Source organism: Kurthia sp. 11kri321 (genome assembly GCF_001534765.1).
Classification (GTDB): Bacteria; Bacillota; Bacilli; order Bacillales_A; family Planococcaceae; genus Kurthia; species Kurthia gibsonii.
This window is the reverse complement of the sequence record NZ_CP013217.1, coordinates 2,830,001-2,845,000: the sequence shown is the minus strand read 5'-3', so window position 1 is coordinate 2,845,000 and position 15,000 is coordinate 2,830,001. Positions and strand designations below refer to the sequence as shown.

The 15,000-nt window shown below is 37.2% G+C and carries 13 protein-coding genes, 1 tRNA gene, 1 rRNA gene, 1 other RNA gene, 1 pseudogene and 1 other annotated feature (2 of these 18 only partly in view); of the genes and pseudogenes, 13 read left to right on the top strand and 4 right to left on the bottom strand.

Annotated features, from left to right (window positions below; all coding sequences use genetic code 11):
- Positions 1-1,053, top strand: the 3' portion of a protein-coding gene (gene guaB / locus ASO14_RS14240) for an IMP dehydrogenase (RefSeq protein ID WP_068456845.1). The gene continues 414 nt to the left of window position 1, outside the view; the window shows 1,053 of its 1,467 coding nt (coding positions 415-1,467); its start codon lies off the left edge, out of view; the stop codon is at positions 1,051-1,053.
- A gap of 137 nt (positions 1,054-1,190) precedes the next feature.
- Positions 1,191-2,510, top strand: coding sequence for a serine hydrolase (locus tag ASO14_RS14235; protein WP_068456843.1), 1,320 nt, complete (start codon positions 1,191-1,193; stop codon positions 2,508-2,510).
- Between the two features lie 46 nt (positions 2,511-2,556).
- On the opposite strand, the gene pdxR is transcribed toward ASO14_RS14235, so the two are convergent.
- Positions 2,557-3,957, bottom strand: coding sequence for a MocR-like pyridoxine biosynthesis transcription factor PdxR (gene pdxR / locus ASO14_RS14230; protein ID WP_197409928.1), 1,401 nt, complete (start codon positions 3,955-3,957; stop codon positions 2,557-2,559).
- 106 nt (positions 3,958-4,063) lie between these two features.
- Between pdxR and pdxS the strand changes: the two genes are divergently transcribed.
- From pdxS to serS, 3 genes are all read left to right on the top strand, one after another.
- Entirely contained in the window at positions 4,064-4,948 is an 885-nt protein-coding gene (gene pdxS, locus ASO14_RS14225; protein WP_068456838.1) for a pyridoxal 5'-phosphate synthase lyase subunit PdxS, read from the top strand.
- Position 4,949: 1 nt separating this feature from the next.
- On the top strand, positions 4,950-5,534 hold the full coding sequence (gene pdxT, locus ASO14_RS14220) for a pyridoxal 5'-phosphate synthase glutaminase subunit PdxT (RefSeq protein ID WP_068456835.1): 585 nt from the start codon (positions 4,950-4,952) through the stop codon (positions 5,532-5,534).
- Between the two features lie 18 nt (positions 5,535-5,552).
- Positions 5,553-5,774: a binding site (T-box leader), on the top strand.
- A gap of 100 nt (positions 5,775-5,874) precedes the next feature.
- On the top strand, positions 5,875-7,152 hold the full coding sequence (serS, locus tag ASO14_RS14215) for a serine--tRNA ligase (protein WP_068456833.1): 1,278 nt from the start codon (positions 5,875-5,877) through the stop codon (positions 7,150-7,152).
- Between the two features lie 19 nt (positions 7,153-7,171).
- Here serS and tadA read toward each other — a convergent pair whose 3' ends face one another.
- On the bottom strand, positions 7,172-7,672 hold the full coding sequence (gene tadA / locus ASO14_RS14210) for a tRNA adenosine(34) deaminase TadA (protein WP_068456830.1): 501 nt from the start codon (positions 7,670-7,672) through the stop codon (positions 7,172-7,174).
- A 122-nt stretch (positions 7,673-7,794) separates the two neighbouring features.
- Here tadA and ASO14_RS14205 point away from each other — a divergent pair, with 122 nt between their 5' ends.
- Positions 7,795-8,433, top strand: a complete 639-nt coding sequence (locus ASO14_RS14205) for a deoxynucleoside kinase (protein ID WP_068456829.1) — start codon at positions 7,795-7,797, stop codon at positions 8,431-8,433.
- Positions 8,430-9,098: a deoxynucleoside kinase gene (locus tag ASO14_RS14200; protein WP_068456826.1), complete on the top strand. Its 669-nt coding sequence runs from the start codon at positions 8,430-8,432 to the stop codon at positions 9,096-9,098. The genes ASO14_RS14205 and ASO14_RS14200 overlap by 4 nt, the downstream gene beginning before the upstream one ends.
- 37 nt (positions 9,099-9,135) lie before the next feature.
- Here ASO14_RS14200 and ASO14_RS14195 read toward each other — a convergent pair whose 3' ends face one another.
- The gene (locus ASO14_RS14195) at positions 9,136-9,561 is read right to left on the bottom strand and encodes a DUF4395 domain-containing protein (RefSeq protein WP_068456822.1); all 426 of its coding nucleotides are present in this window, start codon (positions 9,559-9,561) and stop codon (positions 9,136-9,138) included.
- Between the two features lie 124 nt (positions 9,562-9,685).
- Positions 9,686-9,778 (bottom strand) — tRNA-Ser (locus ASO14_RS14190).
- A gap of 166 nt (positions 9,779-9,944) precedes the next feature.
- Here ASO14_RS14190 and ffs point away from each other — a divergent pair.
- The 6 genes and pseudogenes from ffs to ASO14_RS14160 form a co-directional block, all read left to right on the top strand.
- An RNA gene (ffs, locus tag ASO14_RS14185) (signal recognition particle sRNA large type) lies at positions 9,945-10,210 on the top strand.
- A 120-nt stretch (positions 10,211-10,330) separates the two neighbouring features.
- Positions 10,331-12,098: pseudogene (gene dnaX, locus ASO14_RS14180) on the top strand (DNA polymerase III subunit gamma/tau).
- Positions 12,099-12,130: 32 nt separating this feature from the next.
- Positions 12,131-12,448 carry a YbaB/EbfC family nucleoid-associated protein gene (locus tag ASO14_RS14175; protein ID WP_068456819.1) on the top strand — a complete coding sequence of 106 codons (318 nt, stop codon included), beginning with the start codon at positions 12,131-12,133 and terminating at the stop codon, positions 12,446-12,448.
- A gap of 12 nt (positions 12,449-12,460) precedes the next feature.
- Positions 12,461-13,057, top strand: a complete 597-nt coding sequence (recR, locus tag ASO14_RS14170; protein ID WP_068456815.1) for a recombination mediator RecR — start codon at positions 12,461-12,463, stop codon at positions 13,055-13,057.
- An 18-nt stretch (positions 13,058-13,075) separates the two neighbouring features.
- Positions 13,076-13,288 carry a YaaL family protein gene (locus ASO14_RS14165; protein ID WP_068456812.1) on the top strand — a complete coding sequence of 71 codons (213 nt, stop codon included), beginning with the start codon at positions 13,076-13,078 and terminating at the stop codon, positions 13,286-13,288.
- A gap of 394 nt (positions 13,289-13,682) precedes the next feature.
- Positions 13,683-15,000, top strand: a 16S ribosomal RNA gene (locus ASO14_RS14160); it runs 230 nt beyond the window's last position.

The window sequence follows — 15,000 nt, the reverse complement described above, 5'->3', positions numbered from 1 at the left end:
ACAAACCGAGATCTTCGCTTTGTTCAAGATTACTCATTATTAATTGATGATGTTATGACAAAAGAAGATTTAATTACAGCACCTGTTGGTACAACTTTAGATGAAGCTGAAAAAATGCTACAACAATTTAAAATTGAAAAATTACCGATTGTTGATGACGAAGGTGCTTTAAAAGGTCTTATTACAATTAAAGATATTGAAAAAGTAATGGAATATCCAAATGCTGCAAAAGATGAGCATGGTCGTCTTTTAGTCGGTGCAGCTGTTGGTATTACAAAAGATACAATGGTTCGTATTGAAAAGCTTGTAAATGCACAGGTAGACGTAGTTGTAATTGATACAGCACATGGTCATTCGCAAGGCGTGTTAAACACTGTAAAAGACATTCGTGCGAAATATCCAGAACTAGCTATCGTAGCTGGTAACGTTGCAACAGGTGAAGGTGCAGAGGCATTATTCGAAGCTGGCGCAGATGTAGTAAAAGTAGGTATTGGACCTGGTTCTATTTGTACAACACGTGTTGTAGCAGGTGTTGGTGTACCACAAATTACAGCAATTTATGATTGTGCTACTGTTGCTCGTAAAATGGGTAAAACAATTATCGCAGATGGTGGTATCAAGTATTCTGGTGATATCGTAAAAGCTTTAGCTGCTGGTGGACATGTTGTAATGTTAGGTTCATTATTAGCTGGAACTTCTGAATCTCCTGGAGATACTGAAATCTTCCAAGGTCGTCGCTTTAAAGTATATCGTGGTATGGGTTCTGTATCAGCAATGGAAAATGGCTCGAAAGATCGTTACTTCCAAGATGATGCGAAAAAATTAGTTCCAGAAGGTATTGAAGGTCGTCTTCCTTATAAAGGTGCACTAGCTGATACAATTCATCAGTTAGTTGGTGGTGTTCGTGCAGGTATGGGTTACTGTGGAACAAAAGATTTACAAGATCTTCGTGAAAACGCACAATTTGTACGTATGACTGGAGCTGGCTTACGTGAAAGTCATCCACATGATGTACAAATTACAAAAGAAGCACCGAACTATTCATTACAATAAAACGTCTAAATTAACACTAAACAGTCACTCGCACTGTTTAGTGTTTTTTATATGTCTTTTTGATAACAAAGCTTTTAAAAGAGATATTATATGTTAAAATTAGCGAGAAACATCATACATATTTTGGAGGTAGAAGGGTGAAGAATTTACAGAAAAATACGATTATGCAACTAACATTATCTGTCGTAATGTTTGTAAGCATGATTCTGCTAGCAATCCCACACCAAGCAAAAGCAGCAGAAAATCTTGGTATCCATGCAAAAGCTGCTATCTTAATTGATGCAGATACGGGTAAAATACTATACGAAAAAAATGCAGGAAAATCGTTAGGTATTGCAAGTATGTCAAAAATGATGACAGAGTACATTTTATTAGACCAAGTGAAAGCTGGTAAAATTAAATGGGATCAAAAGTACAAAGTTTCAGATTACGCCTATAAAATTTCACAGGATCGTGCACTAAGTAACGTTCCATTACGTGCTGATGGTGAATATACAATTCGTGAATTATATGATGCAATGGCAATTTATTCAGCAAATGCAGCAACAATTGCGATTGCAGAAACAATTGCAGGTTCTGAAACAGAATTCTTAAAATTAATGAACAAAAAAGCAAAAGAATTAGGATTAACAAACTATGAATTCTTTAATTCATCTGGTTTAAATAATGCACAATTACAAGGTATGCAACCAGCTGGTACACCAAATAAAGGTGAAAATAAAATGTCAGCACGTTCAGTTGCATTGCTTGCATATCGTTTATTAAAAGACCATCCAGAAGTGTTAGAAACATCAAGTATTCCTTCAAAAGTATTCCGTAAAGGTACAGATGATGCGATTAAGATGGACAACTGGAACTTTATGTTAAAAGGTTTAGTATTTGAATATGAAGGCGTAGATGGTCTGAAAACAGGTACAACAGATTATGCTGGACAATGCTTCACTGGTACAGCTAAACGCGGTAATACACGTCTTATTTCAGTTGTAATGGATGCAACTGATGCAGATGGTAATAACGAAAATAAAAAAGCACGTTTTGATGCAACAAAGGCATTATTTGATTATGGATTCAACCAATTCTCAACAGAAAAAATCGTTTCAAAAGGTCAAACTTTTAAAGGGAACGAAACAGTAGCAGTTGAAAATGGTAAAGAAAAACAAGTAAAAGTAGCAGCAAAAGAAGAATTATCAATGATGGTTAAAACAAATGATGCAAAAGAATATACTGCAAATGTTGTTTTAGATAAAAAATCATTAAATGCACCTGTTAAAAAAGGTGAAGTGGTTGGACACATTGAAGTGAAAAATAAAGCTGGAAAAGATTATGGCTTTATTGATCCGAAAATTAAAGCTTTAGAGGTTGTTACAACAGAAGCTGTAGAAGAAAAAGGCTGGTTTACAAAAGTATTTAGTGCAATTGGTGATTTCTTCTCAAATTTATGGAATAAAGTGTTCTAATAAAATAAACAAAAAAGAATCGTGCCATGGCACGATTCTTTTTTGTTTATGCTTGGAAACCCCAAATATGCATTAATAAGTGAATAGATTCTTCAATTTCTTCTTCAGGAATCCCACCAAATCCAAGTAACAAACGATTTTTGTAAGTCGGATGTTCTTTCAATAAATATTGTTGAATAGAAGCAATTCGTATACCTTGTTCTAATGCAATTTTGCTAAGAGCAGTTGCATCTTTTTCATGTGAAACATGCACCATAATATGCATGCCTGCTTGTTCGCCTGATATTTTAATTTGTGGCGCATAAGCTTTTAATGTGTGCGTAATTTTTTCGAGTTTTTTTCTATAAATTTTACGCATTCGATTCAGATGTTTTGAGAAATGACCTTCATGCATAAATTGTGCCAAAGTATATTGGTCAATTCGAGGTACTGTGCACGTATAGTAGCTTTCTCGTGCTTTATAGTCAGCTAGTAATGTTTTCGGTAAAACGAAATAAGCAATCCGTAAAGATGGCATTAATGATTTGGAGAATGTACTCATATAAATTACTTTATCATCATGATCTAGACCTTGTAATGCTGCAATCGGTTTACCAGTATAACGAAATTCACTATCATAGTCATCTTCAATAATATAGTGATGAGGTGATTTCATTGCCCAATTTAATAATTGAACACGTCTGTTAGCCGATAGAATAGCACCTGTCGGGAACTGATGAGAAGGTGTAACATAAGCAATTGTAGCTTCAGATTGTTCAAGTTCTTGGACATCCATACCATCTTCATCAACAGCAATTGGTGTTGTTGGCTGATTGTATTGTGTGAAAATGTGGTGTGTCATCGTGTAACCAGGGTTTTCAACTGCATAGTGATGTTGATTTCCAAGTAAAGAAACAATCATTGGTAATAATTGTTCTGTACCAGAGCCAATTACAATTTGTTCTGGCTGACATCGTACGCCACGTGATTGGTATAAATATGCCGCAATTTCTTTTCGTAAATCGTACTCTCCTTGTGCATCCCCCATTAATAATAGGTGAGCATGTTCCTCATCAATCGCATCTTTCATATATTTACGCCAAATTTTAAACGGAAACGACTGTAAATCAATTTGACCAGGATTAAAATCAATTTTCACTTCAATTTCTGGTGCATTTAATAATTTTTGAGTTTGCTCTTTATCAATATAAGCAAGTGTTTCAATGTCTTCTACAAAATAACCAACGCGTGATTTTGATAAAACATAGCCTTCAGCTAATAATTGACCATAAGCTAATTCAATTGTAGTTTGGCTAATATTTAAAAATTCAGCTAATTTTCTTTTCGAAGGTAGCTTCTCATTTGTTGCAATTTCACCGTTTACAATACTCTCTTTAATTCCTCTGTAAAGCTGTTCATATAGCGGTTCTGATGATGTCTTATCTAATTGAAACATGAGCATATCCATTGTCCTCACCCTAACTGACCTTATTAAATATATTAAAACTGAATCTTTTAAAAAGGTCAATATAAATTATTATGGGATATATAGAAAATAAAGGGAGGAATTATTCATGGTTCAATTAGGTACAGATTTAGTTAAAAGAGGTATGGCTCAAATGCAAAAAGGCGGCGTTATTATGGATGTTATTAACGCTGAGCAAGCAAAAATCGCAGAAGCTTCTGGTGCAGTAGCAGTTATGGCGCTAGAAATGGTTCCATCTGATATTCGTAAAGCAGGTGGCGTTGCACGTATGGCAGATCCACGTGTTGTTGAAGAAGTAATGAATGCAGTATCGATTCCAGTTATGGCAAAAGGTCGTATTGGTCATATCGTAGAAGCGCGTATTTTAGAGTCAATGGGTGTGGATTACATTGACGAGAGTGAAGTATTAACACCAGCAGATGAAGAATATCATTTATTAAAAAATGAATTCAGCGTACCATTCGTGTGTGGTTGTCGTGATTTAGGTGAAGCTGCTCGTCGTATTGGTGAAGGTGCTTCAATGCTTCGTACAAAAGGTGAGCCGGGAACAGGGAACATCGTAGAAGCAGTTCGTCATATGCGTAAAGTGAATGCGCAAGTAAAACAAATCGCAAATATGAGTCCAGATGAAATTATGACGGCAGCTAAAGAACTTGGCGCACCGTATGAAGTGTTATTAGAAATTCACCGCTTAAAACGTTTACCAGTAGTAAACTTTGCAGCAGGTGGTATCGCAACACCAGCAGACGCAGCATTAATGATGGAGTTAGGTGCGGATGGTGTATTCGTAGGTTCTGGTATCTTCAAATCTGAATCACCAGAAAAATTCGCAAATGCTATCGTTCAAGCAACAACACATTACCAAGATTATGAATTAATTGCACGTGTATCAAAAGAAATTGGTACGCCAATGAAAGGTCTTGAAATTGCCTCTTTAGCTCCTGAAGCACGTATGCAGAATCGAGGTTGGTAATATGAAGATTGGTGTTCTAGCTTTACAAGGTGCTGTCGAAGAGCATATTCATGCGATTGAAGGTATTGGTGCTGAGGGAATCGCAATTAAAAATGCAGAACAATTAAATGAGATAGACGGCTTAATTTTACCGGGCGGTGAAAGTACAGCTATGCGTAAACTCATTGACTATCATGAGATGATGCCGGCTTTAAAAGATTTCAAAAAGCCAATTCTTGGAACATGTGCAGGGTTAATTCTTTTGGCAGACTGCGTTGAAGGTTCTGAAGCACATATTGGTGGTATGAATATTTGGGTGCGTCGTAATTCATTTGGGCGACAAATTGATTCGTTCTCTACAGAATTAACAGTTCAAGGTTTAGACACACCATATGAAGCTGTTTTCATTCGTGCACCGCATATTGATCGTGTTGGTGAAGGTGTAGAAGTGCTTGCAACGTATGGTGATAAGATTGTACTTGTACAACAAGGAAATAAAATTGGATGCGCATTTCATCCTGAATTAACAGACGATTTACGCATTATGGAACTATTAAAAGAACAGATTCAGCAGAGTAAACTTGCACAACCTTCAAATGTATTGTAAAGTATGGTTAAATTAATATTTATTACGATGATAGGAAGTAGTAGCGAGTTTATTCTTTTTAAGAGAGTCAACGGTTGGTGAGAGTTGATAAAGAACCTTGTGAATCCGTCCTGGAGTTGCTCGGCTGAAATCATAGTAGGCTGTAGCCGGCTTTACATAGCCGTTATAAATTGAAGCGGATTAAGCAATTTTGTGCTTAATCAATTAGGGTGGCAACGCGGGTATGCTCTCGTCCCTTCACTATGGGGATGAGGGCTTTTTTGTGCCTTTTCCTAGAATTTATAAAGATTGCAAGTGCTATGGGCTTCATCTACATCGAATAAGGAATGGAGGAATATACATGTTAGATATTAAACGTGTACGTGCAAATTATGCTGAAATTAAAGAAAAGTTAGCGCATCGTAATGAGGATTTAGGGACATTCGATCATTTTGAAGAGTGGGATCAACAACGTCGTGAATTAATCGCAAAAACAGAAGTTCTAAAAGCAGAACGTAATAAAGCTTCTGAAGCGATTGCTCAAAAGAAACGCAATAAAGAAAATGCAGATGATGCAATTCTTCAAATGCGTGAACTTGGTGATCAAATTAAAGAATTAGACGCACAATTAAATGAGGTCGAAGAAAAATTCCATCATATGATGATGCGTTTACCAAACATCCCACATGAGTCTGTGCCTGTAGGCGAAGATGAGGACGCGAACCAAGAAGTATATACTTGGGGTGAAGTACCAACATTCGATTTTGAACCTCAACCACACTGGGACTTAGGTACAAACTTAAATATTATTGATTTCGAACGTGCTGGTAAAGTAACAGGTAGTCGTTTTGTATTTTATCGTGGAGCAGGTGCTCGTTTAGAACGTGCATTAATTAACTTCATGATGGATTATCATGCAGACAAACATGGTTATGAAGAAATGTTACCACCTTACATGGTAAACCGTACAAGCTTAACAGGTACAGGTCAATTGCCGAAATTTGAAGAAGATGCTTTCTTAATTGAAAAAGAAGATTACTTCTTAATTCCAACTGCTGAAGTACCTGTAACAAACTTCTTCCGTGATGAAATTTTAACTGCTGAAGACTTACCAAAAGGTTTTAATGCATATAGCGCAAACTTCCGTTCAGAAGCAGGTTCAGCTGGTCGCGATACACGTGGCTTAATTCGTCAACACCAATTTAACAAAGTTGAATTAGTACGTTTTGTAAAACCAGAAGAATCTTATGAACAACTTGAATTACTAACAGGTCATGCTGAAGCAATTCTACAAGCTTTACAATTACCATACCGCAAATTATTAATGTGCACAGGTGACTTAGGTTTCACTGCTGCTAAAAAATATGATTTAGAAGTATGGATTCCAACACAAAATATTTATCGTGAAATTTCTTCTTGTTCAAACTTCGAAGATTTCCAAGCGCGTCGTGCCAATATCCGTTTCCGTCGTGAAAAAGGTGCAAAACCAGAATATGTACACACATTAAATGGTTCAGGTCTTGCAATTGGTCGTACAGTAGCGGCGATTTTAGAAAACTACCAACAAGCTGATGGTTCTGTCGTAGTACCAGAAGTTTTACGTCCTTACATGGGTGGATTAGAAGTTATTTCTAACTAATATAAAAGACAACATCGCATTAATCTGTGATGTTGTCTTTTTTTGCTTTTTTCTCAGCTTTTTTGCGTGCACGTAATTCTTTAAAGAAAGTCGTTAAAATACTACCGCATTCGTCAGCTAAAACACCTTCTGTAACTTCACATACATGGTTCATACGTGAATCTGTTAATAATGAATGTAATGAATGAACACAGCCTGCCTTTAGATCACGAGCCCCATATACCACACGTGGAATTCTCGATTGTAGAATTGCTCCAGCGCACATAGGACAAGGCTCTAATGTTACATAAAGTGTTGTATTTTCTAGTCGCCAACTATCTAGTTTTGCACATGCTTGCTGAATCGCCATTAGTTCCGCATGTGTGACAGCATTTTGTGTGGTTTCGCGTAGATTATAAGCAGAAGAAATCACTTCACCCTCATGTACGATGATTGCACCAATAGGAACCTCACCTAAATCACGTGCTTTTTCAGCTTCTTTTAAAGCTAGTTCCATATATTGTTGATCTGTTAATTCCATATGTCACGCTCCTTGTAGCGTTATTCTAGCACGATTGTGTCAATAAAGCGAAAGGGTGTTTCTTCATGAATCTGTATGATAAAATATAAGGCACTGATGAAAAAATGAAGGGAGAACTTCCGATGCCTGTACCGTTTATCGCTGTAGAAGGTCCGATTGGTGTTGGAAAGACATCACTCTCAAATCGAATTGCTAAACATTTTGGCTATGATTTATTAAAAGAGATTGTGGATGAAAACCCATTTTTAAATAAATTCTATGAAGATATTGATGAATGGAGCTTTCAAACAGAGATGTTTTTCTTATGTAATCGTTATAAGCAATTAAAAGACATTAAGAAAAATTCAATTAATGCGAAAAAAGAAGTTGTAGCAGACTACCATGTATTTAAAAATTTAATTTTTGCACAAAGAACGCTACAACCTTCTGAATATAAAAAGTACGAACAAATTTATGAGATTTTAATCGAAGATATGGTGACACCGAATATCGTCATCTACTTAGATGCGACAGTTGATACATTAATGAAGCGTATTGCAATGCGTGGGCGAGAATTTGAACATATGATTAAACGTGACTATATGGAGCAGTTAGTAGCAGATTATCATGTATTTATTGATCGTTTTGAACAAGAGAATCCACAGATTCCTGTGCTACGTATTAATGGTGACGCCTATGATTTTGTGAACAATGAATATGATTTACAAAAAATTCTTCAACAAGTAGAAGAATTATTAAGTAAGAGGAGCTTAAAGCAATGAATTTAAGAGAAAAATATAATATTCCATCGAATGCTGTTATTACAATTGCAGGAACAGTTGGTGTAGGGAAGTCGACAATGACGAATGCTTTAGCTGAAGCATTAAATTTCCGTACATCTTTTGAAAAAGTAGATACAAACCCATACTTAGATAAGTTTTATGATGACTTTGAGAAGTGGAGCTTCCATTTACAAATCTATTTCTTAGCAGAGCGTTTCAAAGAGCAAAAACGTATTTTTGAATATGGAGGTGGTTTTATTCAAGACCGTTCCATTTATGAAGATACAGGTATTTTTGCGAAGATGCATTATGATAAGGGAACGATGACACCAACAGATTATGAAACATACACGAATCTTTTTGATGCGATGGTGATGACACCTTACTTTCCACATCCAGATTTATTGATTTACATTGAAGGACCTGTAGAGGATATTATCGGTCGTATCGCAGAGCGTGGTCGTCCGATGGAGCAACAAACAGATCGTGCTTATTGGTTAGAGATGCATGAACGCTATGAAAGATGGATTGATAGTTTTAATGCTTGTCCTGTACTTCGATTGAATATTAATGATTATGATTTAATGAAAGACCCAGATACTGTGGAACACATTGTGGCACGTATTGCCCATTTTTTAGAGCAGACATCACATTTACGTAAATAAAAAAGAGGAATCACATCGACGTGATTCCTCTCTTTTTCTATGAAGCTTTTTTTAATCGATATTTTAACTGATTTAGTTGGAAGAATAAGAAACAACCGATACAGAATCCAAGAATCGCAATAGAAGATGCAAGTGCAACCATGATTGTGAATGTATAACCAAGAACAGGAAGATTATATATAAAGCCGATGAAACCTATTAATAAACAAAAGATGGCAATACTTGAGTTGAATTTTTGTTGTGTCACATCTTCTGGAATGTATGAAGATGGTTCTTTCTTTAAGAAAAGACGAGCGAACTTCATAATCGGGTTAAAATTGAAAAATAGTCCAAGTACATTTGCAACTAGTGGTATAAGTAGTAATAATGGCTGTTGAAAAATCCAAGTAGCGACTGTGAATAATAAGATTGTCCATTGATTCACGCGCACAAGAGGTCTAGGGATAAATAAAGGCTTTTGCATATAACCAACCTTTCAGATAAGAATTATTTTATTTATCATAAAGGATTGAAAGACAAAAGAAAAGAAAAAATACTTAAAAAAAGCAAAAAAAAATCCGTTACATCTGTATGTAACGAAAATTAAATGGAGGAGGTAGAGGGATTCGAACCCCCGCGCGGTTTGACCCGCCTGTCGGTTTTCAAGACCGATCCCTTCAGCCAGACTTGGGTATACCTCCGAGATATAAAGTTGTTTTATCAACGTAGATTAATTTAACACGAAATAACATTACGGTCAACCATTTTCCTTAAAAAACTTTTTTACGAAAAAAATCTTATTGTAGAATAAAATTTTCGATAGCTATTAGTTGCAATTTAATTCTAGAATGAGTAAAATATGAATTACCGTGCTAGGTGGGAAGGTAGCGGTGTCCTGTAACTCGCAATCCGCTTTAGCGAGACTGAATTCCCTTAGGAGGCTGTTCGCATGTTTGGTCTGCCTCTTGCACGTAGCGTTGACGATTGGGTCCTGCGCAATGAGTTCCCATGAACCATGTCAGGTCCGAGAGGAAGCAGCATTAAGTGGATCAACTTATGTGCCGCGGGGTAGCCTAATCTGAGCTGGCGACAAGAGTAACGCTTATGTGTGACTGTCGATTAAGGGTGCATGGTATTAACCATAACACTTCAAACTCACTCGAAAATATTTTCGAGTGAGTTTTTTCATTGTCAAAACGCGTATATGTTATAATCATAAGTAACGAGAATTATAAAAAAGGAGAGCGGTATCGTTGACATATCAGGCATTTTATCGAGTATATCGTCCCCAGTCATTTCGAGACATGTCTGGACAAACCCATGTAAAAAAGACATTACAAAATGCGCTTCAATCTGATCACACAACACATGCCTATTTGTTCTCTGGGCCACGAGGTACAGGTAAAACAAGTACAGCGAAAATTTTCGCTAAAGCATTGAATTGTGAACGAGCACCGATTGCAGAACCTTGTAATGAATGTGCTACTTGTAAAAGTATCACAGAAAATGCGCACCCTGATGTAATTGAATTTGATGCAGCATCGAATTCACGTGTGGAAGAAATTCGTGAGATTATTGAAAAAGTACGTTTTGCGCCAGCAAGTGCAAGATTTAAAGTATATATTATTGATGAGGTGCACATGTTATCTACAAGTGCCTTCAATGCATTGTTAAAAACATTAGAAGAACCTCCTGCACATGCAAAATTCATTTTAGCTACAACTGAACCACATAAAATACCAGCTACAATCATTTCTCGCTGTCAAAGATTCGATTTCAAAAGACTTTCTTCTATAGATATTGTAGAGCGAATGAAAGTAGTGTTAGAAGATATTGAGCGCCCATATGACGAGAAGGCTTTAAAAGTGATTTCACAAGCTTCTGCGGGTGGTATGCGTGATGCATTAAGTATGTTAGATCAAGTTGTATCATTTAGTGAAAATGAAGTGAAGCTTGAAGATGCACTGTTTGTTACGGGTTCAATTAGTCAGGATATTTTTTATCGTTTAGTTGAACACATTCAACAAAAAAATGTAGCGAGTGTTTTAGGATTATTAGAAGAATTAATGAATGAGGGGAAAGACGCAGTTCGCTTATCAGAAGATCTCATTACCTTCTTTAGAGATTTACTTCTTATTCAAACTGCTCCTGATTTAGGTGATTTATTAGAACTTGCTTCAAATGAAGAAAAGTTTGTTCAATTAGCGAATGATTTCTCTTTAGATACCCTCTATCAATACATTGATATTTTATCGAAAACACAACAAGAAATGCGTTTTTCATTACATTCAAAAGTATATTTAGAAACAGCGTTATTAAAGATGGTTCAAACAAGTCAACCAGCGCAAGTGATGAACAATCATTCTGAACAGTCCAAGTACAGTTCATTCACAAGGATTAGAAGCGAAAGTTGCTCAACTAGAAAGTTTAGTACAACAAATGCAGTCAATGGGTGGTCCTGTTGCTGTTACAGAATCACAAACAACTTCACAACGACCACGACAAAAACCGCAAGCTGGTTTTAAAGTACCAACAGGTCGTGTAAACGAGGTACTAAAAATCGCAACGAAACCTGCTATTCAACAGATTAAAAGTATTTGGATGGATGCAGTCAACCAATTAACGAAGTCACAACAAGCATTATTAGCAGATTCAGAGCCAGTAGCGGCATCAGAAGGTGTTTTTGTGTTAAAATTCAAACATGAAATACTTTGCCGAATGGCTGCTGAAAATAAAGAGTTGGCTGAGCAGTTCAAACATGTTTTAGCAGGCTTAACGAATACGTTTTATGAGATTGTATTTGTACCAGAGGATGATTGGAATCGAATTCGAACAGAATTTATTCGTAAACATAAAGAGGGTACACAATCTGTATCTGAAAATGTAAATGTCGCTGGCAATGAATCGGAAGAGCCTGTACAATCATTCTTAGATATTGAACAGCATGAAGAAGTGGATGATACAGTTGTATCAGAAGCTCAAAAACTGTTTGGTAAAGATTTTATTGAAATTGAAGAATAACTAAATTTTAATTTATAAGGAGGCATTTTAAAATGCGCGGAATGGGTAACATGAATAACATGATGAAACAAATGCAAAAAATGCAAAAGAAAATGGTAGAGGCACAAGCAGCATTAGAAGCAGAGGTATTTGAAGGTACTGCAAGTAACGGTCTAGTAAAAGTCGTTATGACAGGTAAAAAAGAAGTAACAGATGTTGTAATTGATCCAGAAATCGTAGATCCAGAAGATGTTGAATTATTACAAGATATGATTATCATTGCGACAAATGAAGCAATTAAACAAGTAGATGAAAAAACAAGTTCTACAATGGGACAATTCACACAAGGATTAAATATTCCAGGATTCTAGGAGGTCGTTCGGATGCATTATCCAGAACCGATATCCAAACTAATCGATAGTTTCATGAAATTGCCAGGCATTGGCCCGAAAACAGCCTCTCGTCTGGCTTTTTTTGTCTTAACGATGGAAGAGGATACCGTATTAACGTTTGCCAAATCTTTAGTAGATGCGAAACGTGATTTAACATATTGTTCAGTATGTGGCCATATTACAGATGTAGATCCATGTCATATCTGCCAAGATCAACAGCGAGATCGTACAATCGTATGCGTTGTGCAAGATCCCAAAGATGTTATTGCAATGGAAAAAATGCGTGATTATAACGGTTTATATCATGTGTTACATGGTGCTATCTCCCCTATGGATGGTATAGGTCCAGAAGATATTAATGTACCAACTTTAATTAAAAGATTACAAAATGCTGAAATTGAAGAATTGATTTTAGCGACGAACCCTACAATTGAAGGTGAAGCTACAGCAATGTATATATCTCGCCTAGTAAAACCTTCTGGTATTAAAACAACGAGAATCGCACATGGATTACCAGTAGGCGGAGATTTAGAATATGCAGATGAAGTTACTTTATCAAAAGCAATAGAAGGTAGAAGAGAACTCTAAGAATTGAGGCGGCGACCATTGTTCTTTAATAAACAAAAATTACGTAAAGAATATGATGAAAATCTTGTTCAGCTAATTAAGCAGACAAAACAAGAACTAGAGAATTTACAACAGATTGAAGATCTTGTAGATGACTTTAACTTGGATACTATGGTTCAAAAGAAAATAGCAGAAAGTAAATACTTCTATTTATTTAAAGAAGCAAGAATACGCCGAGTTCAAATTCGATAGTTATATAGGAAGAAATAAAGTAGTTTAGTAGTTTTTAAGATTAAACTACTTTTTCTTTTGAAAAAGTATTGCTTTATGTAAAAATAGATGTTATTATTTATAAGTCGTTAAGATGACATTGAAGAAATTAAAGAAATAATTGACTCATTCATTTTAATATGCTACAATATTTAAGTCGTATAAATATGACGAAAAAATATTTTAAAAAAGTTGTTGACTTCTAAGAAGTTATCATGATATAATGATTAAGTCGTTAAGATGACGACGAAACAACATGAACCTTGAAAACTAAACAAGCAAGAAGATAATCACAAACAAGTCTTATCACATTAAGTGAATAAGCAATTGTTATCAAAAGATAACGCTAGCAAAGCAAATGAGCTTTCAAACTACTTTTATGGAGAGTTTGATCCTGGCTCAGGACGAACGCTGGCGGCGTGCCTAATACATGCAAGTCGAGCGAATGACGAGAAGCTTGCTTCTCTGATTTAGCGGCGGACGGGTGAGTAACACGTGGGCAACCTGCCCTACAGATCGGGATAACTCAGGGAAACCTGGGCTAATACCGGATAATCCTTCGAATCACATGTTTTGAAGTTGAAAGGCGCTTCGGCGTCACTGTAGGATGGGCCCGCGGTGCATTAGCTAGTTGGTGGGGTAACGGCCTACCAAGGCAACGATGCATAGCCGACCTGAGAGGGTGATCGGCCACATTGGGACTGAGACACGGCCCAAACTCCTACGGGAGGCAGCAGTAGGGAATCTTCCACAATGGACGAAAGTCTGATGGAGCAACGCCGCGTGAGTGATGAAGGTTTTCGGATCGTAAAACTCTGTTGTAAGGGAAGAACAAGTACGTTAGGAAATGAACGTACCTTGACGGTACCTTATTAGAAAGCCACGGCTAACTACGTGCCAGCAGCCGCGGTAATACGTAGGTGGCAAGCGTTGTCCGGATTTATTGGGCGTAAAGCGCGCGCAGGTGGTTTCTTAAGTCTGATGTGAAAGCCCACGGCTCAACCGTGGAGGGTCATTGGAAACTGGGGAACTTGAGTGCAGAAGAGGATAGTGGAATTCCAAGTGTAGCGGTGAAATGCGTAGAGATTTGGAGGAACACCAGTGGCGAAGGCGACTGTCTGGTCTGTAACTGACACTGAGGCGCGAAAGCGTGGGGAGCAAACAGGATTAGATACCCTGGTAGTCCACGCCGTAAACGATGAGTGCTAAGTGTTAGGGGGTTTCCGCCCCTTAGTGCTGCAGCTAACGCATTAAGCACTCCGCCTGGGGAGTACGACCGCAAGGTTGAAACTCAAAGGAATTGACGGGGGCCCGCACAAGCGGTGGAGCATGTGGTTTAATTCGAAGCAACGCGAAGAACCTTACCAGGTCTTGACATCCCAATGACCGTCCTAGAGATAGGATTTTCCCTTCGGGGACATTGGTGACAGGTGGTGCATGGTTGTCGTCAGCTCGTGTCGTGAGATGTTGGGTTAAGTCCCGCAACGAGCGCAACCCTTATTCTTAGTTGCCATCATTTAGTTGGGCACTCTAAGGAGACTGCCGGTGACAAACCGGAGGAAGGTGGGGATGACGTCAAATCATCATGCCCCTTATGACCTGGGCTACACACGTGCTACAATGGACGATACAAAGAGTCGCAAACTCGCGAGGGTAAGCTAATCTCATAAAATCGTTCTCAGTTCGGATTGTAG